General features: G+C 62.9%; 23 protein-coding genes and 1 tRNA gene. 13 read left to right on the forward strand and 11 right to left on the reverse strand.

The features are described from left to right. Nucleotides 1–2: 2 nt before the first annotated feature. From RBRH_RS01300 to lpxC, 6 genes are all read left to right on the forward strand, one after another. Nucleotides 3–944: a D-alanine--D-alanine ligase gene (locus tag RBRH_RS01300; protein ID WP_041753997.1), complete on the forward strand. Its 942-nt coding sequence runs from the start codon at nucleotides 3–5 to the stop codon at nucleotides 942–944. A gap of 15 nt (nucleotides 945–959) precedes the next feature. Beyond that, the gene (locus RBRH_RS01305) at nucleotides 960–1,721 is read left to right on the forward strand and encodes a cell division protein FtsQ/DivIB (protein ID WP_013434078.1); all 762 of its coding nucleotides are present in this window, start codon (nucleotides 960–962) and stop codon (nucleotides 1,719–1,721) included. A 36-nt stretch (nucleotides 1,722–1,757) separates the two neighbouring features. Beyond that, entirely contained in the window at nucleotides 1,758–2,990 is a 1,233-nt protein-coding gene (gene ftsA, locus RBRH_RS01310) for a cell division protein FtsA (RefSeq protein WP_013434079.1), read from the forward strand. Between the two features lie 111 nt (nucleotides 2,991–3,101). Further along, nucleotides 3,102–4,292 carry a cell division protein FtsZ gene (gene ftsZ / locus RBRH_RS01315; protein ID WP_041752989.1) on the forward strand — a complete coding sequence of 397 codons (1,191 nt, stop codon included), beginning with the start codon at nucleotides 3,102–3,104 and terminating at the stop codon, nucleotides 4,290–4,292. Further along, the gene (locus RBRH_RS01320; protein WP_013434081.1) at nucleotides 4,289–4,492 is read left to right on the forward strand and encodes a hypothetical protein; all 204 of its coding nucleotides are present in this window, start codon (nucleotides 4,289–4,291) and stop codon (nucleotides 4,490–4,492) included. Before ftsZ ends, RBRH_RS01320 begins: the two co-directional genes overlap by 4 nt. Nucleotides 4,493–4,793: 301 nt before the next feature. Further along, nucleotides 4,794–5,711, forward strand: a complete 918-nt coding sequence (gene lpxC / locus RBRH_RS01325) for a UDP-3-O-acyl-N-acetylglucosamine deacetylase (RefSeq protein ID WP_013434082.1) — start codon at nucleotides 4,794–4,796, stop codon at nucleotides 5,709–5,711. A gap of 7 nt (nucleotides 5,712–5,718) precedes the next feature. Here lpxC and RBRH_RS01330 read toward each other — a convergent pair whose 3' ends face one another. After that, on the reverse strand, nucleotides 5,719–6,198 hold the full coding sequence (locus RBRH_RS01330) for a DciA family protein (RefSeq protein WP_013434083.1): 480 nt from the start codon (nucleotides 6,196–6,198) through the stop codon (nucleotides 5,719–5,721). 282 nt (nucleotides 6,199–6,480) lie between these two features. On the opposite strand from RBRH_RS01330, the gene secA reads away from it, so the two are divergent. The 4 genes from secA (at nucleotide 6,481) to RBRH_RS01350 (ending at nucleotide 12,041) form a co-directional block, all read left to right on the forward strand. Then, nucleotides 6,481–9,315, forward strand: coding sequence for a preprotein translocase subunit SecA (secA, locus tag RBRH_RS01335; protein WP_041752990.1), 2,835 nt, complete (start codon nucleotides 6,481–6,483; stop codon nucleotides 9,313–9,315). 89 nt (nucleotides 9,316–9,404) lie between these two features. Next, nucleotides 9,405–10,646 carry a bifunctional glutamate N-acetyltransferase/amino-acid acetyltransferase ArgJ gene (argJ, locus tag RBRH_RS01340; RefSeq protein ID WP_013434085.1) on the forward strand — a complete coding sequence of 414 codons (1,242 nt, stop codon included), beginning with the start codon at nucleotides 9,405–9,407 and terminating at the stop codon, nucleotides 10,644–10,646. A gap of 43 nt (nucleotides 10,647–10,689) precedes the next feature. Continuing rightward, complete coding sequence (locus RBRH_RS01345) at nucleotides 10,690–11,562, forward strand: ATP-binding protein (RefSeq protein WP_013434086.1); 873 nt, start codon at nucleotides 10,690–10,692, stop codon at nucleotides 11,560–11,562. Between the two features lie 17 nt (nucleotides 11,563–11,579). Continuing rightward, nucleotides 11,580–12,041, forward strand: coding sequence for an NUDIX domain-containing protein (locus RBRH_RS01350; protein WP_049786332.1), 462 nt, complete (start codon nucleotides 11,580–11,582; stop codon nucleotides 12,039–12,041). Between the two features lie 3 nt (nucleotides 12,042–12,044). Here RBRH_RS01350 and RBRH_RS01355 read toward each other — a convergent pair whose 3' ends face one another. The 10 genes from RBRH_RS01355 to RBRH_RS01400 form a co-directional block, all read right to left on the reverse strand. Beyond that, complete coding sequence (locus RBRH_RS01355; RefSeq protein ID WP_013434088.1) at nucleotides 12,045–12,245, reverse strand: DNA gyrase inhibitor YacG; 201 nt, start codon at nucleotides 12,243–12,245, stop codon at nucleotides 12,045–12,047. 25 nt (nucleotides 12,246–12,270) lie between these two features. Then, complete coding sequence (gene zapD, locus RBRH_RS01360; RefSeq protein ID WP_013434089.1) at nucleotides 12,271–13,026, reverse strand: cell division protein ZapD; 756 nt, start codon at nucleotides 13,024–13,026, stop codon at nucleotides 12,271–12,273. 141 nt (nucleotides 13,027–13,167) lie between these two features. Next, nucleotides 13,168–13,782, reverse strand: a complete 615-nt coding sequence (gene coaE, locus RBRH_RS01365) for a dephospho-CoA kinase (RefSeq protein ID WP_041752992.1) — start codon at nucleotides 13,780–13,782, stop codon at nucleotides 13,168–13,170. Nucleotides 13,783–13,784: 2 nt separating this feature from the next. Beyond that, on the reverse strand, nucleotides 13,785–14,777 hold the full coding sequence (locus RBRH_RS01370; protein WP_013434091.1) for a prepilin peptidase: 993 nt from the start codon (nucleotides 14,775–14,777) through the stop codon (nucleotides 13,785–13,787). 45 nt (nucleotides 14,778–14,822) lie between these two features. Beyond that, complete coding sequence (locus RBRH_RS01375; protein ID WP_041753999.1) at nucleotides 14,823–16,049, reverse strand: type II secretion system F family protein; 1,227 nt, start codon at nucleotides 16,047–16,049, stop codon at nucleotides 14,823–14,825. A 14-nt stretch (nucleotides 16,050–16,063) separates the two neighbouring features. Beyond that, nucleotides 16,064–17,554, reverse strand: a complete 1,491-nt coding sequence (locus RBRH_RS01380) for a GspE/PulE family protein (RefSeq protein ID WP_013434093.1) — start codon at nucleotides 17,552–17,554, stop codon at nucleotides 16,064–16,066. Nucleotides 17,555–17,616: 62 nt separating this feature from the next. Then, a complete protein-coding gene (locus tag RBRH_RS01385) occupies nucleotides 17,617–18,933 on the reverse strand; it encodes an HlyC/CorC family transporter (protein WP_013434094.1) in 1,317 nt (438 codons plus the stop codon). Between the two features lie 20 nt (nucleotides 18,934–18,953). Beyond that, complete coding sequence (locus RBRH_RS01390; protein WP_041752994.1) at nucleotides 18,954–19,205, reverse strand: hypothetical protein; 252 nt, start codon at nucleotides 19,203–19,205, stop codon at nucleotides 18,954–18,956. A gap of 498 nt (nucleotides 19,206–19,703) precedes the next feature. Beyond that, nucleotides 19,704–19,780: transfer RNA gene (locus RBRH_RS01395), tRNA-Pro, on the reverse strand. Nucleotides 19,781–19,810: 30 nt separating this feature from the next. Continuing rightward, the gene (locus RBRH_RS01400) at nucleotides 19,811–20,830 is read right to left on the reverse strand and encodes a polyprenyl synthetase family protein (protein ID WP_041752995.1); all 1,020 of its coding nucleotides are present in this window, start codon (nucleotides 20,828–20,830) and stop codon (nucleotides 19,811–19,813) included. A 246-nt stretch (nucleotides 20,831–21,076) separates the two neighbouring features. Here RBRH_RS01400 and rplU point away from each other — a divergent pair, with 246 nt between their 5' ends. From rplU to cgtA, 3 genes are all read left to right on the forward strand, one after another. Continuing rightward, the gene (rplU, locus tag RBRH_RS01405) at nucleotides 21,077–21,388 is read left to right on the forward strand and encodes a 50S ribosomal protein L21 (protein ID WP_013434098.1); all 312 of its coding nucleotides are present in this window, start codon (nucleotides 21,077–21,079) and stop codon (nucleotides 21,386–21,388) included. Nucleotides 21,389–21,406: 18 nt separating this feature from the next. Next, on the forward strand, nucleotides 21,407–21,667 hold the full coding sequence (rpmA, locus tag RBRH_RS01410) for a 50S ribosomal protein L27 (RefSeq protein WP_013434099.1): 261 nt from the start codon (nucleotides 21,407–21,409) through the stop codon (nucleotides 21,665–21,667). 268 nt (nucleotides 21,668–21,935) lie between these two features. After that, nucleotides 21,936–23,072 carry an Obg family GTPase CgtA gene (gene cgtA / locus RBRH_RS01415; RefSeq protein ID WP_013434101.1) on the forward strand — a complete coding sequence of 379 codons (1,137 nt, stop codon included), beginning with the start codon at nucleotides 21,936–21,938 and terminating at the stop codon, nucleotides 23,070–23,072. The last annotated feature ends 49 nt before the right edge of the window (nucleotides 23,073–23,121 follow it).

Genomic DNA, 23,121 nt, shown 5'->3' on the forward strand with positions numbered 1-23,121 from the left:
AGATGCGCGCGATTGATCCAAAGGCATTCGGTAAAGTGGCGGTGCTCTATGGCGGTGAGTCGTCCGAGCGCGACGTGTCGCTCGTGTCCGGTCGGCTGGCGTGCCAGGGACTGCGCGACGCCGGCGTGGACGCGTACTTGTTCGATCCGAAGGAGCGGCCCTTGTCGGCGCTTAAGGACGAAGGGTTCGCGCGCGCGTTCATTGCGTTGCACGGCGGATATGGCGAAAACGGCCAGATCCAGGGCGCACTCGACTTCTACGGGATCCGCTACACCGGCCCGGGCGTGCTCGGCTCGGCACTGGGCATGGACAAGTTCCGCACAAAACTGATTTGGCAGCAGCTCGGGATCCCGACGCCGCCGTTCGACACGGTACTGCGTGGCGAGGACTACGACATGCGGGCGCAGCAGATCGTGGCGAAACTCGGGTTGCCGCTGTTCGTCAAGCCGGCGACCGAAGGCTCAAGCGTCGCGGTGTTCAAGGTCAAGGCGGCCGACAATTTGCCGCATGCACTGGCGCAGGCCGCGCGGCATGATCCGGTCGTGCTGGTGGAGAAGAGCATCGACGGTGGGGGAGAATACACCGCGTGCATCGCCGGCTCGTTGCCGTTGCCGCTGATCCGGATCGTGCCGGCTGGTGAGTTCTACGATTACCATGCGAAATACGTCGCTGACGATACCCAGTACCTGATTCCGTGCGGCTTGAGCGATGCCGACGAGCAGCGACTAACGGCGCTCGCGCGCCGCGCGTTCGAGGTCCTCGCATGCACCGCCTGGGGACGTGCTGACTTCATGCTCGACAGCGATGGCAACCCCTATTTCCTGGAGGTCAACACCTCGCCCGGTATGACCGATCACTCATTGCCACCGAAGGCGGCGCGTGCGGTCGGCATCTCGTATAGCGAACTGCTCGTGAACGTGCTTGCGCTCACGCTGAAGGATTGACGCCCGGCTACCGACATGTGGAACAATCCGCGCCAGCTCAACATGATTACCAGCGCGCTGCATGCCGTGCTGCTGGCAATCGTGCTCGCCGGTGCCGGCCTGTGGCTGCTGCAGCGGCCGGCCTTCGCGCTGCGCACGCTGCTGATCGATGGCGATACCGAGCACATCAATCGGCCGGCAGTGCGCGCGAACGTGCTGGACAAGCTACACGGCAATTTCTTCACGGTGAATCTGGACGGCGCGCGTGCTGCGTTCGAGCAGATCCCATGGGTGCGACACGCAAGCGTGCGTCGCGTGTGGCCAAATGCGCTGGCGGTCACGCTCGAGGAGTACAAGCCCCTGGGTACGTGGGGCAGCGACCAGTTCGTCAGCGTCGATGGCGAGGTCTTCACGGCCAACCAGGCCGAGGCCGATGCCGAGTTGCCGGTGTTTGCCGGCCCAATGGGCTCAGAGCGCGACGTCGTGGCCCGATACCACGATTTCCAGAACTGGTTCGAGCCGTTGGGTGCGAAGCCGGAGGAGGTCACGTTGTCGCCGCGCTACGCCTGGACCATCAAGCTGACCAATGGCATGCGGGTGGAGCTGGGGCGCGAGCGCAACAAGGATACGCTGGCCAGCCGTGCGCGTCGGCTCGTGGTTGCCTGGCCGATGGTCACGCAGCGCTGGGGCAACGACATTGAATATGTGGATTTGCGCTACCCGAACGGGTTCGCGATCCGTGCTGCAGGGATGCGCTTCATTCCTGACGAGCCGAAGGCGAAAAAGCTGCGTCCATGACGCAATGAACGGACAACACTCGCAATTGAGCACGCTATGAGCAAAGACTACAAGGACCTGCTGGTTGCCCTCGACATCGGGACGTCGAAGGTGGTGGCCGTTGTCGCCGAGTTGAAGGGCGAGGGCCGCTATGAAGTGATTGGGCTTGGGCAAAGCGACTCGAAGGGTCTGAAAAAGGGCGTGGTCGTCAATATCGAGGCGACGGTTCAGTCGATCCAGCGCGCGCTGGAGGAGGCCGAACTGATGGCCGACTGTAAGATTACCAACGTGTTCACCGGCATCGCCGGCAGCCACATTCGTAGCTTCAATTCAAGCGGCATGGTGGCGATCAAGGACAAGGAGGTCACGCAGGCGGACGTCGCGCGCGTGATTGAGACCGCGAAGGCGATCAATATTCCGACTGACCAGCAGGTGCTGCACATCCTGACGCAGGAATTCATCATTGACGGCCAAGAAGACGTGCGCGAGCCGATTGGCATGAGCGGCATCCGGCTGGAGGTGAAGGTGCACATCGTGACGGGCGCTGTCTCGGCCGCGCAGAACATCGTCAAATGTGTGCGTCGCTGCGGACTGGAGGTCAACGATTTGATCCTGCAGCCGCTCGCGTCGAGCCTGGCCGTGCTGACCGAGGACGAGAAGGAGCTTGGTGTCGTGCTGGTTGACATCGGCGGCGGGACCACCGACATCGCGATTTTCAGCGAGGGTGCGATCCGCCATACCGCCGTGATCCCGATTGCGGGCGATCAAGTCACCAGCGACATCGCGATGGCGCTGCGCACGCCGACGCCGGACGCGGAGGATATCAAGGTAACCTACGGGATCGCCAAGCAGGCACTGGCCGATCCGGACGAGATGATCGAGGTCCCGGGGCTGGGTGAGCGCGGCCCGCGGGTGCTGTCTCGCCAGGCACTGGCGGCGGTGATTGAGCCGCGCGTGGAGGAGCTGTTTTCGCTTGTCCAGCAAGTCGTGCGCGAGTCCGGCTACGAGGAGTTGCTGAGTTCCGGCGTGGTGTTGACCGGTGGCGCGGCGATGATGGCCGGCATGGTTGAACTGGGCGAGGACATCTTTCTCAAACCGGTGCGCATCGGCGTGCCGGAATATGCCGGCGGCCTGGCGGACGTGGTGCGCAACCCGCGGTATTCGACCGCGATGGGACTGCTGGTGGAGGGACGTTCACAGCGCATGCGTGGGCGCAAGGTCGCCACACAGTCCGGTTCTGCCACGCAGGTGTGGTCCCGAATGAAGGAATGGTTCCTAGGTAATTTTTGAAGTCGTTTCGCAACGCGCTGGCGGCGGCGGCCAGTGCACGGTGACGGAATTGCCCGATTTCGCCACTGCGTAACGCCGAGCGAAGTCGCTTAATACTTGACGGAGGCACTAATGGAATTCGAAATGCTGGAAACCGAAACCAACGGCACGATCATCAAGGTCGTCGGGATCGGTGGCGCTGGCGGCAATGCCGTCCAGCACATGATCAACCGTGGCGTGCAGGGCGTCGATTTCATCGTAATGAATACCGATGCTCAAGCGCTGAACCGCTCCAAGGCACCGTCCGTAATCCAACTGGGTAAAACCGGTCTTGGCGCCGGGGCGAAACCCGACATGGGGCACGCCGCCGCTGAGGAGGCTCGCGAGCGGATTGCCGATGCGCTGCGCGGCGCGCACATGGTGTTCATCACGGCGGGCATGGGCGGCGGCACCGGTACCGGTGCCGCGCCTGTGGTCGCGCAAATTGCCAAGGAGATGGGCATCCTGACGGTAGGTGTCGTGAGCAAGCCGTTTGAGTTTGAGGGCGGCAAGCGCATGCGGGTGGCCGAAGCGGGCTCGCAGGAGCTTGAATCGCATGTTGACTCGCTGATCGTCGTGCTCAATGACAAGCTGTTCGACGTGATGGGCGACGACGCTGAGATGGATAAGTGCTTCCAGTGCGCGGACGACGTGTTGCATAACGCGGTGGCCGGCATTGCCGAGATCATCAACGTCGATGGCCTCGTGAACGTGGACTTTGAGGACGTCAAGACCGTGATGGGCGAGCAGGGCAAGGCGATGATGGGCACCGCGACGGTGGCCGGCGTCGATCGCGCGCGGCTGGCGGCCGAACAAGCCGTGGCTAGCCCGCTGCTCGAGGGCGTGGACCTGTCCGGCGCGCGAGGCGTGCTGGTCAACATCACGTCGAGCCGCTCGCTGCGCCTGTCGGAAACCCGCGAGGTGATGAACACGATCAAGAGCTACGCGGCCGACGATGCGACGGTGATTTTCGGCGCGGTGTATGACGACGCGATGGGCGATGCGATGCGGGTCACCGTAGTGGCGACGGGTCTTGGCCGCGCCGTCAAGAAGCAGCAGGCGGCGCCGATGACGCTGCTGCGCACCGGCACGGATAATCATCCGATCGCTGCGCAGCCGGTTAGCTATGCCGCCGCGCCGGGCGCGACCGATTATGGCGCGCTGGATACGCCGGCGGTGTGGCGCAGCTCGCGGGAAACCGCCGCATCGCACGTGCAGGCTTTGCAAGAAAAGGGTGTGGACACGTACGACATCCCGGCATTCCTGCGCAAGCAAGCTGATTGATCCGAGCGTCCGACGCGGGCGTCGCAGCGACGCGGACCGCGCTGGGCTGGACGCGCAAGGTTGGCATCCCGCCAGATGCCCGGCCCCGCTTGCTGCCCGCTGAAGAAACAGCGGATGCGGCGTTGCGCTCTGGTGGCATGACGGACGCTGATCGCGACTGTCGGCGCTTGGCCGACAAAGAGGTGCAAGTGCAGCAGTGATAGCACGCCCCGGGCAGGGCGTGTGGTTCACCGACGGTGCAGCTGAGGCGCGATAGCGACCGCTGTTGCGTGCTGGCAACGCGCGCGCGAGTGTTTTTCGCACTGCTGTCACACGGCCCGGTGCCTGGGAACCGCCTCCTTCCAGGTATCGGGCCGCTTTATCCTCCGCTCAATGCGGAAACCGTAACAACGGGAAACAGTTTCATACAGGTTGATAAAAGCGGGAGTTTCGCAAGTCGAGTATACTAATAGCTATGGGTTTAAAACCTGCGATTAGAATAACCTATTAAGAGTCAAGACGATGTTGAAGCAGCGGACCATCAAATCGATCGTGAAGACGGTTGGCATCGGCCTGCACTCCGGGCGCAAGGTCGAGTTGACGCTGCGTCCGGCTGCTGCCAATACCGGAATTGTGTTTTGTCGCACCGACTTGGCCGTGCCGGTTGATATTCCGGCCAGCGCGATGTCGATTGGCGATACGCGCCTTGCGTCGGTGCTGGAAAAGGACGGCGCGAGGGTATCGACCGTCGAGCACTTGATGTCGGCCTGCGCGGGGCTCGGGATTGATAATCTGTATGTCGACGTGACGGCTGAGGAAATCCCGATCATGGATGGCAGCGCGGCGTCGTTCGTATTCTTGATCCAGTCGGCCGGGATCGACGAGCAGGCTGCCGCCAAGCAGTTCATCAAGGTCACGCGGCCGGTCGAAGTGCGTGATGCGGACAAGTTCGCCCGGCTGGAGCCATACTTCGGTTTCAAGCTGAAGTTTACGATCGACTTCCGTCACCCGGCGGTGGACAAGACCGGCCAGGAACTGGAGGTCGATTTTGCCGACACGTCTTATGTGCGCGAGATCGCGCGGGCTCGCACATTCGGCTTCGCGCACGAAGTCGAAATGATGCGCGAATTGGGCCTGGCTCGAGGCGGCAGCATGGACAACGCAATCGTGCTAGATGAGTACCGCGTGTTGAATAACGACGGCCTGCGCTATGGCGACGAGTTCGTGAAACATAAGATGCTAGACGCAATCGGCGATCTGTACGTGGTCGGCTATCCATTGCTGGCATCGTACACCGCGTACAAGTCCGGTCACGGCTTGAACAATGCGCTACTGCGCGAATTGCTCGCCCACGAGGACGCGTACGAGATCGTCACGTTTGCCGACCAGAAAGCGGCGCCGCGGGGCTTTGCCTACGATCCGCAGGCGGTGTACGCATGAAGTTGCGCTAAGCGCGGCGGCGGCCTGTATGCCGCTGCGCCATGCGGGCGACGGCTTGCTGCAGCGGCGAAGGCTCCAATGCGTCGGCCAACTCGCGAAGACAATCAGCGCCGGCTACTGAAACCCGGGCTTGCTTGATCTGCGCAGCAGCGGCCGGCGCTTGCGGGCGCACGCGGATCTTGATCGCGCGCAGTGCGAAACCGCGCTGCTGCAACTCGGTCAGCACGGTGGGCTCCAGATGGCGTAACCGAGCGGCCAACGCATTGTGGGCTGCAAAAAGGGTCAATGCCTGATCCTTGATCGGACCGGCATGCACATGGCTGGCCAGATAACCGGGCAGCACGGCTTGCAGCGCCGCTTCCAGCGCCGCTACCTGTCGCACGCCGGCTTGCAGCGCGGCCAACTCGGCGCTGGACGACATCAACTCGGTGAGTGGCCGGGGCGTGAACGGCTTGCGCGGCAACGGATAGGGCGAATAGCGGCTCATGGCACTCGTGCAGGGGACTTGCGGCTCGCGGTCGTCGGGGAGTCGACGTATCTACGCCATTGTAGCCGCTGGTGACCGGCTTCGACGATATCGCGCCGCTGATCGGCCGCACGGGTTGACAACCGCGCGCGAGCGCTCCCTGACGCGGGCAGTACACAGTCGGCGTGATAAAATCGCGCCTTTGAATCCAACTGGACACAGCCGTCGAACCGCCGTTCGCCAACGGGTCGTGCGAGAGTCGCGCCGATCCAGCGTCGCGTGCCGACTCGAGATCCCGATCCGATGACCACCGGTTTTCTGCAAAAGATTTTTGGCAGTCGCAACCAGCGGCTGATCAAACAGTATCAAAAGACTGTCACGACGATCAATGCGCTGGAGGCGCAGATCGAAAAGCTGACGGACGAGCAATTGCGCGCGAAAACCGACGAGTTCAGGCAGCGCGTGGCGGCTGGGGAGTCGCTCGACAAGCTGCTGCCGGAGGCATTCGCGGTGTGTCGGGAAGCGAGCCGCCGCGTGCTGAAGATGCGACACTTCGACGTACAGCTGATCGGTGGCATGGCGCTGCACTACGGCAAAATCGCCGAAATGCGCACCGGCGAGGGCAAGACGCTGGTGGCCACGCTGGCGGCGTACCTGAACGCGCTGTCTGGGCGCGGCGTGCATGTGGTGACGGTCAACGACTATCTCGCGCAGCGCGATGCGGAATGGATGGGCCGGCTTTACAACTTCCTCGGCTTGTCCGTCGGCATCAACCTGTCGCAGATGGAGCACGGCCAGAAGCAGCAAGCTTACGCGTCGGACATCACGTATGGCACGAACAACGAATTCGGCTTCGACTACCTGCGCGACAACATGGTCTACGAGACCGATGCGCGTGTACAGCGCGGGCTGAATTTCGCGATTGTCGATGAGGTCGACTCGATTCTGATCGACGAGGCGCGCACGCCGCTGATTATTTCGGGGCAGGCCGAGGATCACACCGAGCTGTATGTGCGGATGAATGCGTTGCCGCCATTGCTGGAGCGCCAAATTGGCGAGGAAAAGGCCGATGGTAGCGGCGTCGAAAAGCCGGGTGACTACACGCTGGACGAGAAGGCACGCTCGGTATTCCTGACTGAATCGGGTCACGAGAAGGCCGAGCGGCTGTTGGCCGAATGGGGCCTCATTGGCGATGGCGAAAGTCTTTATGCACCGCAGAACATCACGCTGATGCATCACGTGTATGCGGCGCTGCGCGCGCATACGCTGTTCTTCCGCGATCAGCACTATGTCGTGCAGAACGGCGAGGTGATCATCGTCGATGAGTTCACCGGACGTTTGATGCCGGGCCGGCGCTGGTCGGACGGCCTGCACCAGGCTGTCGAGGCGAAGGAGCATGTGAAGATCCAGGCGGAAAATCAGACGCTGGCGTCGATCACGTTCCAGAATTACTTCCGGATGTACGCCAAGCTGGCCGGCATGACCGGTACGGCGGACACCGAGGCGTACGAGTTCAACGAGATCTATGGACTCGAGACGGTCGTGGTCCCGACCAACCGGCCGTCCAAGCGCGCGGATCGCCAGGACCAGATCTACAAGACCGCGAAGGAGCGCTATGACGCGGTGATCCGCGATATCCGCGACTGCTACGAGCGCGCACAGCCGGTGCTGGTTGGCACCACGTCGATCGAGAATTCCGAGCTGCTGTCGCACCTGCTCAAGCAGGCCGGGTTGCCACACGAGGTGCTCAACGCGAAGCAGCACGCGCGTGAGGCGGCGATCGTCGCCGAGGCTGGCCGTCCGAAGCGCATTACGATCGCGACCAATATGGCGGGCCGCGGCACCGACATCGTGCTCGGCGGCAACCCGGACAAGCAGGCGTCGCTGATCGAAGCCGATGCGTCGATCAGCGACGACGAGAAGCGCCGTCGGATCCAGCAGATCCACGACGAATGGCAAACGCTGCACGAGCAGGTCAAGGCGGCCGGTGGGCTGCACATCATCGGCACCGAGCGGCACGAGTCCCGCCGGATCGACAACCAGTTGCGCGGACGGGCGGGCCGCCAGGGCGATCCCGGTTCATCGCGCTTCTACCTGTCGCTCGAGGATCCGTTGCTGCGCATCTTCGCCGGTGACCGTGTGCGCGCGATCATGGACCGGCTGAAGATGCCGGAAGGTGAGGCGATTGAGGCCGGCATCGTGACGCGGTCGATCGAATCGGCGCAACGCAAGGTCGAGGCCCGTAACTTCGATATCCGCAAGCAATTGCTCGAGTATGACGACGTCTCCAATGACCAGCGCAAGGTGATCTACCAGCAGCGCAACGAGTTGTTGGAGGCGCAGGACATCCACGAGACGATTGGCGCGATGCGGCATGGCGTGCTGACTGAGGTGGTGCGCACCTATGTGCCGGCGGGTAGCATCGAGGAGCAGTGGGATGTGCCGGCGCTCGAGGAGGCGTTGCGCAACGAGTGGCAGCTCGATCTCGCGTTGCAGGAGATGGTGAACGAGGCGGACACAATCGAGGCCGACGAGGTACTCGACGCGGTGATCGCGGCGAGTGACGAAGCGTACGAGGCGAAGGTCGCGCAGGTCGGCCGCGACGCGTTCAGCGGCTTCGAGCGCTCGGCGATGCTGCAGACGCTGGACTCGCGTTGGCGCGAGCACCTGGCCGCGCTCGAGCATCTGCGCCAGGGCATTCACCTGCGCGGCTATGCGCAGAAGAATCCGAAGCAGGAATACAAGCGCGAGGCATTCGAGCTGTTTGCCGCAATGCTGGACGCAGTCAAGCACGAGGTCACGCGCATTGTGATGAACGTGCAGATTCAGACACCGGAGCAACTCGAAGCGGCGGCCGAACAATATGAAGAGCAGGCGGGCCATTTGGCGAACGTTGAGTTCCGACACGCCGACTTTGCCCAGGCCACCGGTGCTGAGGCCGCGCTCGCCGATGCGCTGCCACGCGTGTCACCGATGGTGCCCGGGCCCCATGCGACCCCCGGATTGTCACTGGACTTCGCCGCCGGCCAGTCGTCGTTGGCCGCGCGCGACAACCCGTATCCAAAGGTCGGCCGCAACGATCCGTGTCCGTGCGGCAGTGGCAAGAAGTACAAGCAGTGCCACGGTCGGCTCGCGTGATGTGCTCCGCGGGCGGGGTGGTCCCGTTCCTGTCCGATGCTGCCCGCCGCGCCCGCGGGCGGCTTTTTCTCTGACCAGCGCTTGCAATCATGGCCGTCAATTTCCCCTCGATCGATCCCGCGTCGCTTCATCCCGTGCCCGGCGTCACGCTTGGCTGGGCCGAAGCCAATCTGCGCAAACCGAATCGCAAGGATGTACTGGTGATCGCCGTCGATGATGGCGCCACGGTATCCGGCGTGTTCACCACGAACCGCTTTTGCGCTGCGCCGGTCACCGTGTGTCGTGAACATCTCGCGTTGGCGCGTGGCGGCGCCGCGCCGATTCGGGCACTGCTCGTCAATACCGGCAATGCGAACGCCGGGACCGGTGAGCCGGGTTTGGCGCATGCCCGCGACAGTTGTGCGGAATTGGCGCGGCTGCTGCGCATCGACGCGCAGCAGGTGCTGCCGTTCTCCACTGGCGTGATCCTTGAGCCGCTACCGATCGAGCGGCTCAAGGCAGGATTGCCGCAAGCCGTTGCACAACTCGCGCCGGCGCACTGGTACGAAGCCGCGCAGGCGATCATGACGACCGATACGCTGCCCAAGGCCGCCTCGCGGCAACTCGACATCGACGGCCATACGGTCACGCTGACCGGGATTAGCAAGGGCGCCGGAATGATCAAGCCGAACATGGCCACGATGCTAGGGTTCGTCGCGACCGATGCAGCGATTACCCAGCCCGTGCTGGACACACTGGTCAAGGACGTGGCCGACCAATCGTTCAACTGCATTACCGTTGATGGCGATACGTCGACGAATGACTCGTTCATCGTCGTGGCGTCCGCCCGCTCGACGCTGCCGGTGATCACGTCCACGCAAAGCGCCGCCTACCGCGCGTTGCGCGACGCGCTGACGCAGCTCGCGCAGACCCTTGCGCAATTAATCGTGCGCGACGGCGAAGGGGCGACGAAATTCATGACGGTGCGCGTCGAGGCGGGCCGCAGTGTCGACGAGTGCAGGCAAGTGGCCTATGCGATCGGCCACTCGCCGCTGGTCAAGACTGCTTTCTATGCGTGCGACCCCAACCTGGGCCGGCTTCTGGCGGCGATCGGCTACGCCGGCATTGCTGACCTGGATGTGAGCCGCATTGAGCTGTACCTGGACGACGTGCTGGTGGCCAAGGCCGGCGGCCGCCATCCCGACTATCGCGAGGAGGACGGCCAGCGCGTGATGAAGCAAAGCGAAATCACGATTCGCGTGTGCTTGGCGCGCGGCGATGCTCAGGCGACCCTCTGGACCTGCGACCTGTCGCACGACTACGTGTCCATCAATGCCGATTACCGCTCTTGACCCCCACTGAGGGACATGACCGTACCGCTGGAGATCGATTGCGATGGACAAGCTTGAACAATTTTTGACGCGCGCTGAGGCGCTGCTCGAGCGCCTGGAGGCCGTGTTGCCGCCGGCCACGCCGGCTACCGACTGGGACGCGGCCATTGCGTTCCGCTGGCGCTCGCGGCAGGGGCGGGGTTTTTTGCAGCCGGTTGCCCATCCGCCGACGATCCAGTTGTCCGACTTGCAAAACATTGACCGGCAAAAGGCGCTGATCGAGCAGAACACCCGTCAGTTCGTGCGGCGCCTGCCGGCGAACAACGTGCTGCTGACGGGCGCGCGCGGCACCGGCAAGTCGTCGCTGATCAAAGCCTGCTTGAACCGGTTCGCGCCCGAAGGCCTGCGCCTGATCGAAGTCGACAAGGACGATCTGCACGATCTGGGCGACATCGTCGAGCAGATTGCCTCGCGCCCGGAGCGGTTCGTCGTGTTTTGCGATGACCTGTCGTTCGAGGAAGGCGAGTCCGGCTACAAGGCGTTGAAGGTGGCCTTGGACGGCTCGATTGCGGCCCAGTCCGATAACGTGCTGATCTACGCGACGTCGAACCGTCGTCATTTGCTGCCCGAGTACATGCGCGACAACGAGACCTATCGACACACGACGGATGGCGAGATCCATCCGGGCGAAGTGGTCGAGGAGAAGATTTCGCTGTCCGAGCGCTTCGGGCTGTGGGTCAGCTTCTATCCGTTTAAGCAGGACGACTATCTGGCGATCGTCGCGCATTGGCTCAGGCATTTTGCGTGCAGTGATGCGCAGATCGATGCCGCGCGGGGCGACGCGCTGGTCTGGGCGCTGGAGCGCGGCTCGCGTTCGGGTCGGGTGGCGTGGCAGTTTGCTCGGGACTGGTCCGGCCGGCGGCAGCAAGCCCAATGACCTCGGAGCGCCCGACTATGACGCCGGATACGGTCGCACCGCACGATGTGCCGCAGGCGCACGCCGCTACGCATACTGCTGATGGGCGCCGGATCACCGAAGTGGCCGTCGGCGTGATGCTGCACGAGGATGGGCGTTTCCTGCTCGCGCAGCGGCCCGCCGGCAAGCCATACGAGGGCTACTGGGAATTTCCGGGCGGCAAGCTGGAGCCGGGCGAAAGCGTCGAGGACGCATTGGCGCGCGAGTTGCATGAGGAACTCGGCGTGACGATTGCCGACTGCGTGCGCTGGCGGATCCTCGAACATGACTACCCGCACGCTTACGTGCGGTTGTTCTTCTGCAAGGTGACTCGGTGGAGCGGTGAGCCGAGCGGTCGAGAAGGGCAGGCGTTTGTCTGGCAGGCGCCCCCGGTCCAGGTTGCGCCGCTGCTGCCGGCGGCGTTGCCGGTGATCGACTGGCTCGACGCTGAACGGGGTTAAGCCTCAGTTCAGCCCGCCCGGTTTCTGCGGGTCGCCATGCGGCTCATCGGCCGGGCGCTCATCGCCGCCGATCGTGTATTTCCCGGTTGCCCACGCGCCGAGATCGATTTGCTTGCAGCGCATGGAACAAAAAGGACGGAACCGGCTTTCCGGCTTCCATTCGACCTTTTTGCCGCAAGTCGGGCAGTTGACGACGGTCGTCATATCGGCAAGGGTTGGATTATTCGGATTACAGGTTGCACAGCGTCAGTTGGAATGGCACATCGACATCGACAGCGCGCGGCCGCATGTCGCCGTCCTGCGCAGTGAAGCGCACCCACAGCATGTACTTGTTGGCGCTGGCCTCGGGAATGACCCGCAGGTCCGACGCCACACGCACTTGCATCAATTGATAGGTTCGCCCTGACAACATTTGCTGATAGCTGCCCTGCATCGCCATGACCTTCGCAGCTTGCCCCGATTCGCGGGCAAGCCGCAGTACGATCACTGTCGCGTCGCGTAGCGGCAACAACGGTATTGCCCATTTCATGATATCCGCGCGGCGCTGCTCCGCAGCGCTGTGCTGCCATGCGTAATACGACGGCAGATCGAAGCGGCAAGTTCCGCCGGGAATGATGGCCCGACTGCGGATGCTGGCTAGCCATTCATTGTCGGCCAGATGTTGACCCGTTTTTCCTTGCATCTGCGCAAGGCCGGCCAGCGTTTGCTCGATTTCCGCGAGGACGGTCTCGAGCGCGCCTTGTTCGATCCCGGGATTGCCGCGAAACAGTGCCAAGGCCTGGCGCTGGCGCTCAAGCTCCTTCATCAGATCCGACTTCAAGTCGCTGCGGCCCGTCACTTCCGCGATCTCGAACAGCGTGGTCAGTGCGACGTGGTGCTCTCTCGGGTCTTCTTGAGTCAGGAAAAACGTAAAGCGCTCGAACAGATCTTCGAGGCGCAACAGTGTTCGAATGCGCTCATTGAATGGATACTCGTAGAGAATCAAGCGTAGGTGCCTTTCACTTTGAAAATGCCGGACAGGGACGGCAATTTGCGCCCATTCTAATGCGCGCGAATTCCCCTAGCAATCGCCACGAAATGCGCCACGAAAGTCGTGCTGCGTCGCATGCCACCGGTGCACGCCGATTTACGATGGTGCACTATCGCGCGCCAATGACAAATAGCGCTGATGCAGCAATGCGATTTCCGGCAGCAGTGGCTCGATGGTGTCGGCCTCATTGACGATGATATCGTCTGCGGCCGCGAGTCGCGTCTGCCGCGTGGCCTGACGTGCAATGATGGCTTGCACCTGTTCGCGCGTGAAACCATTGCGCCGCATGACGCGCTCGACCTGCGTCTGCACCGCACAATCCACCACCAGCACGCGATTAACACGTTCGCGCCAATTGCCTGCCTCAACCAGCAACGGCACGACACAGATCACGTAGGGACCGCTCGCCGCTTGCATTTCGCGTTCCGTCTCGATGCGGATCAGTGGGTGCACGATCGCTTCGAGCTGTTGCTTCGCTTGCGTGTTGCTGAACACTAACTCGCGCATCCGCGCGCGGTCCAGTGCGCCTTGCGCCGTGATGAAGGTGGCACCGAACTGTGTCCGGATGCCGGGTATCGCCGCGCCGCCTGGCGCGGTGACGCGATGCGCGATCAGATCAGTGTCCACGATCGGCACGCCATAGGCGGCGAAAGCATTGGCGACCGTTGTCTTGCCACTGCCGATCCCGCCCGTGAGTCCCACCTTGAACATCGTCAACCTCCGAGCAGCCGATAGAGCGGTGTGCCGCCGAACAGCGTGAGCACCGCTGCCCCCGCCAAAAACGGACCGAACGGCAACGGCTCCTCCAGGCGCATCCGCTTGGCAAGCGTGGCGCCAAGGCCGACGATCGCGCCACACACCGAGGCAACCAGTATCACTTGCAACAGTGGGCTCCAGCCGAACCAGGCGCCAATGGCGGCAAACAACTTGAAGTCGCCGTAGCCGATACCCTCAGCGCCGCGCACGAGCTTGAACAGCCAGTAGACGGCCCACAGCGACAAATACCCGGCCGCCGCACCGATCACGGCCGCGTCCAGGGGCGCGAATACGGCATGTAGATTGATTAGCAGCCCCGCCCAGAGCAGCGGCAACGTCAGCGAATCGGGCAGCAGCTTGGTTTCCAGATCGATGGCGCTCATCGCGAGCAGTGCGGCGCAGAACGCAAAGGCGATAAGCGCCGTAGGCGTGGGGCCGAACGCCGCGAGCGAGAGCGCCGCGAACAGTGCACAGGCAGATTCGATCAACGGATAGCGCCAACGGATCCGCGTGCTGCATGCCGAGCATCGTCCGCGCAATGTGATAAAGCTGAGCAACGGGATATTCTCGTGCAAGCGCAGCGTATGTCCGCATGCAGTACACGCCGAGCGTGGCACCCACAGGTTATAGCGACGTGGTAAATCGGTCTGCGACAACGGGGCGGGCCTTTGCTCGGGCGCCGGATTGGGCACGGCATCGTGCCCATCGCTTTCTGCGCTCAACGCGTGCTGGGCATTTTGCGGCAGGTAGCCGGCCAGTTCTTGCTGCCATGCGTGTTCAAGCATCTGCGGCACGCGGTGTACGACGACGGTCAGGAAACTGCCGATGACCAATCCGAGCACGCATGCGAAAGCATACTGCCAAGCAACCGGCAGCATCAAGAAGGCGTCGGCGAAGCCGGCGATCCAGTGGCCGGGGCCGTGTGGGGCAATGACAGAAAACGAATGCATGTCGGTGGCCAGCGAGGAACGGTACGCGATGCTACCTGATTGAAATCACATGATGTTGCCCATCTCGATAATGGGCAAATACATGGCGACCACGAGCGCGGCAATCAGCGCACCGGGCCCGACAATGATAAGCGGTTCGGCCAGTTGTGCGAGCAGGCCGATTCGTTCCGCCACGAGCCGGTCATTCCAAGCGCCGATATCGGCCAGCGTCGTGCCGAGCGTGCCGGCTTGTTCGGCAAGCGCGATCGTGGCCACAACGTCGGGCGGAAAGCAGGTGCTGGCACGCATGGCATCGGCCAGGCTTGCGCCGACGCGCACGCGAGCCGCGATGTCGCATGTTGCCGCGTCCATCGCGGCATTGCCGCTGATGCCGTCCACGGCGTCGAACCCGTCGGCCAGGGCGATGCCGGCATCGAGAACCTGGCCCAGCGCATGGCTCCAGCGCGCGATGGCCACGCGCTGTACGATGGGGCCCACGAGCGGCGCACGCAACAGCAGTGCATGCAGGTGCAGGCGAAATCGTGGCGAGCGTTGCCAGGCAAGCATGCCGCACGCGATTCCGAGTCCTCCCGCCGCAACCATTGCCGGGCCGTGCGTCAGCAACTGCCGGGACAGCGCGACCACGATCCGCGTGGGCCTTGGCAACTGCGATCCGAATCCGGCGAACACCCGTTCGAATGTCGGTACCACCCAGGCCAGCAGTAGCGCACACAGGCCCAGTGCCAGCGCGAGGATTAGCGTCGGATACCATAGCGCGTTGCGCAGCCGCGCACGTTGTGCGGCCACGCGATCCCGGGTGTCCGCCAGTTGAGCGAGGATCGTATCGAGCGAGCCGGTGTGTTCCGCAAGCTCGACTAGCCGCCAGTACGCGGCCGGAAACACACGGTCGTGGCGTTGCAGCGCCCTGGACAGCGTACTGCCTTCTGTGATGTCTCGCAGCACTGTTTCGAATAGGGGTTTCAGCGGCATGCCCGCGTGCTGCGCCACCAGCGCCAACGCGGGTTGCAGCGACAGTCCACTGCGCAGCAGCATGGCCAGGTGTCGCGTGGCGCGCGTCAGATCGGCGTGGCGTACGCGTGGGCTCCACCGTGCGCGGACCTCGATAAGCTCGACCGCGACAATCCTGTCGCGCCGAATACGCTCGAGTGCCGAACGCGCGTCGAGCGCCACGAGCGTGCCGCGACGGCGGCGGCCGTCGGCGCCGATGCCTCGCCAATGGAAGCGAGACATCGCCGGCCGACGGGGCGAAGCGGCTTTGATCGGGGGCTGCATCGCGCGCCAGTCCATCACGCGTCGTCCGTCACCGCAAGGGCTTCATGCAGCGATGTCGTTCCATCGCGCACGCGCGCGAGCGCGGATTGCCGCAATGTTTGCAGGCCGGCTGCGCGCATCGCGTCTGCCAGCGCATGGGTCGGCGTCCGTGCTGCGATGCGCTGTTGCAGTGCGGCGGTCACGGGTACTACCTGATGGATGGCGCAGCGACCCGCAAAGCCGGTGCCGCGGCATGCCGTGCAGCCAACCGGTCGATAGGATTGCCAACAGCCCGCCAACGCTTGGTCAACATGCGCGGCCGTCATGCCGGCTGCACGCAGCGCGACGGGGTCGGGCGTATCGGCGAGTCGGCACGCGCTGCATAACCGCCGCACCAGCCGTTGCGCCGTAATCAGCTTGACCGCTGCCGCCACGTTGTACGGTTCCACGCCCAGGTCCGTGAGTCGCGCGAGCGTCGCCGGCGCATCATTGGTGTGCAGCGTAGCAAGCAGCAAATGCCCGGTCTGTGCGGCGTTGATGGCGACCGAGGCGGTTTCCGTATCGCGGATCTCGCCGACCATGATCACGTCCGGGTCTTGTCGCAGCAACGCGCGCAGCACCGCTGCGAAACCCAGGCCTGCCCGGTCGTTGACCGACACCTGGTTGATGCCGGCAAGCTCGATCTCGGACGGGTCCTCGATCGTACAAAGATTGAACGCATCGCGATCGAGTTCGCGCATGAAGGTATAGAGCGTCAGCGTCTTGCCGCTGCCCGTGGGCCCGGTGACCAGCACCATGCCCTGTCGGGCGCGCAACGCATGCTGTACGGCGCACAACTGGGTGGCATCAAAGCCCAGTCCTGTCAGATCCAACCCATCGGGCAGCGCATCAAGGCGGCGCAGCACCACTTTTTCGCCGAATACCGTGGGCAGCGTCGACACGCGGAATTCATCGAATCCGGCGCCGGACACCGCGATGCGCAACCGGCCGTCCTGGGGCGCGCGCCGCTGCGCGATGTCCAGCCGCGCCAACACTTTGATCCGTGTGGTGACGGCGTCACGCAGGTGCGCGGGCGGATTGTCGAGGCGATGTAGCCGGCCGTCGATCCGCAGCCGAATGTGCCATTGGTGTCGGCCTGGCTCGATATGGATATCCGAGGCGCGACACGCACTGGCTTGTGCGAATAGATCGTCCAGCAGGCGTACTGCTGGCGCGTCAGTGTCGTCTGATGGCCGCGCGTGAGCGTTGGCGCGAGCACGTTGCGCGATACGCGGCGTCGGCACGGTGGCAATTGGCGCCGCGGCGCAGCGTACCGGCTCCGTGAAACGGGAAGGTGCGTGCGCATCGGGTCCGCGCGGCACGGCCTGCGCAGCCGAGGGCTGCATAGGGGTGAGATCGGCGCCGTGTGTCGGCGTGGATGGCGGCACGGTCGCAAACAACGTGTGATGGGGCATGCTGGCGATGCGCGGACAGCGCAATACGATGGATACCCGCGTATCGTCGCGCGCTTGTAGCGCCCGCGCCATTCGGCCGAACGGCGAATCGCGTTGGCGTACTGCCGGGTCGGCGTACCGTTTTTGCCGATAGGCTAGCGGGCGTGCTGCCGCGCCGCTGCAGCGTGCGCGGCGTCCAACCGCGCGGGCCGGAATAGTTTCACCGTGCGGATGGCTTGGTTGTCGATCTGCATGACCTCCATGCGCGTGTCGCTGACCACTAGGCTCACGTCGCCTTCCGGAATGGCTTCCAGTCGTTCTAGAATCAGCCCATTCAACGTCTTGGGACCATCGAGCGGCAACCGCAGGCCAAGCCGACGGTTCAGCTCCCGTAACGGGATGCTGCCCGCAACGATGCATTCCCCTTGCGTGTTCCAGCCGCCTGCCGCGCCGCTTGCCGTGCGTGGCAATGTCGTCGTGAACTCGCCGATCAACTCTTCGATGATGTCCTCCGGCGTCACGAGTCCTTGGACTTCGCCATATTCATTGACGACCAGCGCCATCCGGTGCCGGTTCTCCTGGAAGTACTGCAACTGTTGGAAAACCGGCGTGCCGCTGGGTACGAAATAGGGCTGTGTGAGCAACTCGCGCAGCTTTTCGCGCTTAAATTCCTGGTTGTGCAGCGCGGCCAGGGTCTTGCGCACATGAAGCATGCCGAGCACGCGGTCAATGTCGCCCTGATAGACGACCAACTTGTTGTGATAGCAGGTTTCCAACTGCTGGACCAACTGGTCGAACGGCGCATCGAAGTCCAGCGCCTCGATGCGCCGGCGCGGGATCATGACGTCATCGACCGAGATACTCTCCAGGTCGAACAGGTTCAGCAGGATGCTGCGGTGCTTGCTTGGCATGAAGCTGCTCGATTCCAGTACGACGCTGCGCAACTCGTCGTTGGACATGTGCAGGTCCTCCCGTGCGCCTTTCGTATTGATGTGCAGCACGAACAAGATACCGTTAGCCAGCGTATTGACGAACCAGACCAGCGGGCGGGCGAGGGTGATCAGCGGCTTGATAACGAGACTGGCCGGCAGCGCGATCTTTTCGGGATAGGTCGCGCCGACGATCTTCGGCGTGATCTCGGCGAACACGATGATCAAAAATGCGACGATCCCGGTGGTGATCGATAGCACCGCACTGTGGTTGCCGAACGTGTGCAGCGCGATCGATGTCGTGAGCACCGGGATGATGACGTTCATCAGATTGTTGCCGATCAGAATCACGGACAGCAACTGGTCGGTGTGCGCGAGCAAGCCCTGCGTTGTCTTTGCACCCATCACGCCCTTGCCCGCCAAATGCTTGAGCCGATGACGGTTCAACGCCATCATCGCGGTTTCCGAGATCGAAAAAAAGCCCGATATGAGCAGTAGCACGACTACGGCGCTAATTTGCGCCCAAAGAGGGAGAGTTTCCACGCGAAAAAGCCGGATGCCGGCTAATAGACGATGAAGTCAACTATATCAGAGCGCCGATGGCGTCCGTGCTGTAGCCCGGTGGGCAGCATACTGGCGCCGGCGTCCGGTCGGTTGTTTGCATTCCCTTGATGCTTGGCATCCTTTTCAATCCAGCCCGAAAAGTAGGAGAGTGGGCCGAGACCGGCGGGGCACGGTGTCATGGCGTGACCCGCATCGTCCGCATCGACGCCGGCACGCCACGCTTGGGGATCGATCTGCACGCCGATTGTCATCGCATCCCCTTCGCGTGCGGGAGTGGCGCCGGCGCTTGCTGCTGCCAGGCTGTGTGCTGCGCTTTTGTAGGGCAGCCGCGCGGGCGCCGAGCAGCCGGGGGCGGAGGTTCCCGGTTGGCATCGATTCGCGCGAGAACCTCGCGCTCGTACCAACACAGCCGTCGGCTATGAGGCACCTTGAGAGCCGAGGGATCGGGCGGCGGTATTTCGCGTTTGTCACGCAAGTACGAAGGGTGGTTGCTCACTCGATGTTCCCGCGTTATCGCGGCAACCCAGAACGCATCGCGGCAACCCAGAACGTTAGCCGCGAATCCAGCGTTTCTGGCCATGAAGCTTGCAGCCATGAATGCTGACGTGAAGGATAAGAGTAAAAAAGAAAATGTCCCGCCAACTTGACGGGACATCCTTAAGGCAACCTGATGTAGGATTGACTCTATCTCGATAGGCGCATCGAGTGAAAAAAGGACCGATAAATCGTTGATCCTTGTGGAGATATTTTGGTCGGGGTGAGAGGATTCGAACCTCCGGCCTCTACGTCCCGAACGTAGCGCTCTACCAGGCTAAGCTACACCCCGAGTTGGATTACTTCAGCATTTCCGTCTTTTTCAAGACTGGCGTGACGCTGAATAAGAGCATAATTCTAGCAGCGATTCTTTGAATTGGGAATCTGGAAATGAAAAAATGGCGCGTGCCGCAGCCTGTGCCTCTGCTTCGGCGCAACGCAGCGTGTGCTCGAGCGCACCCGACTCGTTGATGGCGGTGAAAATCGTGTCGAATCGGTCGGTGCCGCCGTGCTCGATGGCGTCTCGGGCCAACTGCGCCTGCTCGGCGGTACCGTGCTCGATCAGGTAAATCAGCGGTAGCGTCGGTTTGCCTTCGCGCAGGTCGTCGCCGGCATTCTTCCCCATTGACTCGGGCGTGCCTGTGTAATCGAGCCAGTCGTCCATGATCTGGAAGGCGGTGCCGATCGTGCGGCCAAACTCAGCCGCGGCCGCCTCCAGCGCGGGTGGCGCGCCGGCGATGACCGCGCCCAACTGGGCCGCTGCCTCAAACAGTTTGGCGGTCTTGTAACGGATCACCTGCATGTAGCGCGCTTGATCCACGTCCGGATCATGCATGTTCAGCAACTGCAATACTTCGCCTTCCGCAATCACGTTGGTGGCGTCCGACAGGATCTGCATCACGCGCAGGTTGTCGCACGCGACCATCATCTGGAACGCACGCGAATACAGGAAATCGCCGACCAGCACGCTAGCTGCGTTGCCGAACAGCGCATTGGCGGTTTGCTTGCCGCGCCGCAACTGTGATTCATCGACCACGTCGTCATGGAGCAGCGTCGCCGTGTGGATGAACTCGATGACCGCCGCGAGCTCGTGCCGCTGGCCACTGCGCTCTCCCAGTGCGTTCGCCACCAGCAACAGCAGGGCGGGGCGCAGGCGCTTGCCGCCCGCACCGATGATGTATTCGGCGATCTGGTTGATCAGGACGACGTCCGATGCGAGCCGCGTGCGGATCACGCGATTGACTTGTTGCATGTCGTCGGCGATCGGCGCAAGCGTGGCGGCCGCGGACGGGGTGGTGGTGGCTGTCAACGACGTAAACCGGAAAAAGGGTGGGCGGAGCAAAACAGGCGAATTATAAGGTACTGGAGCGGTCGACCGCACTTTGCCGCCACCTTATAGATCACGGTTGCACAGCGCGCCCGCCCGTGTGCGCTGCGATCCGCAGCAGGTTTTGACTTGCCTAAAAAACCTCTATATAATCAAGCGTTTCTGTGCGTGGTGCGCAGGAATGCACGAAGCGCGCGAAACGCGTGTTCGAAACAAATGAAGGGGTCCGGATCCGGGCCGCTTTTCAAGTGAGGTTCAACAATGTACGCGGTCATAAAAACCGGTGGCAAGCAGTACAAGGTCGCTGCCGGCGAAAAATTGAAAGTAGAACAGATACCGGCAGACATTGGCGCTGAAATCACGCTCGACCAGGTGCTCGCAGTCGGCGAGGGCGAATCGATCAAGTTCGGTACGCCGCTGGTGGGTGGGGCTTCCGTCAAGGCTACCGTGGTATCGCACGGACGGCATGCGAAAGTGACGATCTTCAAGATGCGTCGCCGGAAGCACTACCAGAAGCATGGCGGTCATCGCCAGAATTACACCGAATTGCGCATCGACGCGATCAACGCGTAACGCGCAGGGAGTCCACAGATGGCACACAAAAAGGCAGGCGGCTCGTCCCGGAACGGCCGCGATTCTGAAAGCAAGCGCCTCGGCGTCAAGGTGTTCGGCGGCCAGGCAATCAATGCGGGTGGCATCATTGTGCGTCAACGCGGCACGCGGATGCATGCTGGCGACAACGTCGGGATTGGCAAGGACCATACGCTGTTTGCGCTGACCGACGGTCATGTCCGCTTTGCGGTCAAGGGCGCGGCGAAGAAGCACATCGTCAGCGTGGTCCCGGCTGCCTAATACCCGGTGGTCACCACGCGAACTGGCTGACCCGATTCGGCAGCCCGCCGGGCTCGTGTCGGCGACGCCGCCCCGGGCTGCCGATGCAGGGCAGGCATGACGAATCAAAAGGCCTCGCAATCCGCGGGGCCTTTTTGTTGGTGCTGGCAAAATAGAAGGTAAGCGCTGGCAACGCATGGTGTGAGCGCTAACAAAATCGCGGCGACGGCGGCACGCTCGGCGGCCGGCGGCAGCAGGCAAACGGCGCAAGCCGAACGGAGCAATTGGAATGAAGTTCATTGACGAAGCGAGAATCGAGGTCATCGCCGGTGACGGAGGGGATGGCAGCGCATCGATGCGCCGTGAGAAGTTCGTTCCGTTCGGCGGGCCGGATGGGGGTGACGGCGGGCGCGGTGGCAGTGTTTACGCTGTCGCGGATCGCAACATCAATACGCTAATCGACTATCGGTACGCGAAGAAGCACCAAGCGCGCAACGGCGAGAACGGGCGCGGCTCGGACTGCTACGGCAAGGCAGGCGAAGACATCACGTTGCGGATGCCGGTCGGCACGATGATCACGGATAAGGATACCGGTGAGCTGATCGCCGACTTGACTGAGCACGATCAGCGCGTGCTGCTCGCTAAGGGCGGCGCCGGGGGGCTCGGCAACTTGCACTTCAAGTCGAGCACGAACCGGGCACCACGGCAAAAAACCGAAGGCAAGCCGGGCGAGCGCCGCATGCTAAGGCTTGAGTTGAAGGTGCTGGCCGATGTCGGCCTGTTGGGCATGCCCAACGCGGGCAAGTCGACCTTTATCGCGTCGGTGTCGAATGCCAAACCGAAAATTGCCGACTATCCGTTCACGACGCTTGCGCCGAACCTTGGTGTGGTGCGGGTCGGACCGGCGAAGAGCTTCGTGATCGCTGATATCCCGGGTCTAATCGAGGGTGCCGCCGAAGGTGCCGGGCTGGGGCACCAATTCCTACGGCATCTGCAACGCACCGGGATATTGTTGCATCTGGTCGATCTTGCACCGTTCGACGACGGCGTCGATCCGGTCGCGGAGGCGGGCGCGATCGTCAACGAGCTGCGCAAGTACGACGAGGCGCTTTACCGTAAGCCGAGGTGGCTGGTATTGAACAAGGTCGACATGATTGCAGAGCACGAGCGCGAGGCCCGAGTGGCCGATTTCGTCAAGCGCTTCGGTTGGCAAGGACCGGTATTCCAGATCTCGGCGCTCACCGGCCTGGGCTGTGAGAATATGTGTTATGCGGTCTACGACTACTTGAGCGAGACGGGGCTGGCGGCGCGCGTGCAGCATGCCGAGGACCTGGCGGCCGACGTGCGATTCCGGGACGACGCACAAGCATCCGACGACGCACAGGCGTCCGACGGCGCAACACAACCCGGCGCTGATACACAGTGATTGCCGCCGCCGCGCAATACGATGCCAAACAGGAATATAGGGGCGGCAA

The organism is Mycetohabitans rhizoxinica HKI 454 (assembly GCF_000198775.1).
Taxonomy (GTDB): domain Bacteria; phylum Pseudomonadota; class Gammaproteobacteria; order Burkholderiales; family Burkholderiaceae; genus Mycetohabitans; species Mycetohabitans rhizoxinica.

Coding starts and splice junctions, on each gene's coding strand:
- RBRH_RS01300 (WP_041753997.1), top strand. CDS start 3: ATGCGCGCGATTGATCCAAAGGCATTCGGTAAAGTGGCGGTGCTCTAT.
- RBRH_RS01305 (WP_013434078.1), top strand. CDS start 960: ATGTGGAACAATCCGCGCCAGCTCAACATGATTACCAGCGCGCTGCAT.
- ftsA (WP_013434079.1), top strand. CDS start 1,758: ATGAGCAAAGACTACAAGGACCTGCTGGTTGCCCTCGACATCGGGACG.
- ftsZ (WP_041752989.1), top strand. CDS start 3,102: ATGGAATTCGAAATGCTGGAAACCGAAACCAACGGCACGATCATCAAG.
- lpxC (WP_013434082.1), top strand. CDS start 4,794: ATGTTGAAGCAGCGGACCATCAAATCGATCGTGAAGACGGTTGGCATC.
- RBRH_RS01330 (WP_013434083.1), bottom strand. CDS start 6,198: ATGAGCCGCTATTCGCCCTATCCGTTGCCGCGCAAGCCGTTCACGCCC.
- secA (WP_041752990.1), top strand. CDS start 6,481: ATGACCACCGGTTTTCTGCAAAAGATTTTTGGCAGTCGCAACCAGCGG.
- argJ (WP_013434085.1), top strand. CDS start 9,405: ATGGCCGTCAATTTCCCCTCGATCGATCCCGCGTCGCTTCATCCCGTG.
- RBRH_RS01345 (WP_013434086.1), top strand. CDS start 10,690: ATGGACAAGCTTGAACAATTTTTGACGCGCGCTGAGGCGCTGCTCGAG.
- RBRH_RS01350 (WP_049786332.1), top strand. CDS start 11,580: ATGACGCCGGATACGGTCGCACCGCACGATGTGCCGCAGGCGCACGCC.
- RBRH_RS01355 (WP_013434088.1), bottom strand. CDS start 12,245: ATGACGACCGTCGTCAACTGCCCGACTTGCGGCAAAAAGGTCGAATGG.
- coaE (WP_041752992.1), bottom strand. CDS start 13,782: ATGTTCAAGGTGGGACTCACGGGCGGGATCGGCAGTGGCAAGACAACG.
- RBRH_RS01370 (WP_013434091.1), bottom strand. CDS start 14,777: ATGCATTCGTTTTCTGTCATTGCCCCACACGGCCCCGGCCACTGGATC.
- RBRH_RS01375 (WP_041753999.1), bottom strand. CDS start 16,049: ATGCAGCCCCCGATCAAAGCCGCTTCGCCCCGTCGGCCGGCGATGTCT.
- RBRH_RS01380 (WP_013434093.1), bottom strand. CDS start 17,554: ATGGCGCGGGCGCTACAAGCGCGCGACGATACGCGGGTATCCATCGTA.
- RBRH_RS01390 (WP_041752994.1), bottom strand. CDS start 19,205: ATGACAATCGGCGTGCAGATCGATCCCCAAGCGTGGCGTGCCGGCGTC.
- rplU (WP_013434098.1), top strand. CDS start 21,077: ATGTACGCGGTCATAAAAACCGGTGGCAAGCAGTACAAGGTCGCTGCC.
- rpmA (WP_013434099.1), top strand. CDS start 21,407: ATGGCACACAAAAAGGCAGGCGGCTCGTCCCGGAACGGCCGCGATTCT.
- cgtA (WP_013434101.1), top strand. CDS start 21,936: ATGAAGTTCATTGACGAAGCGAGAATCGAGGTCATCGCCGGTGACGGA.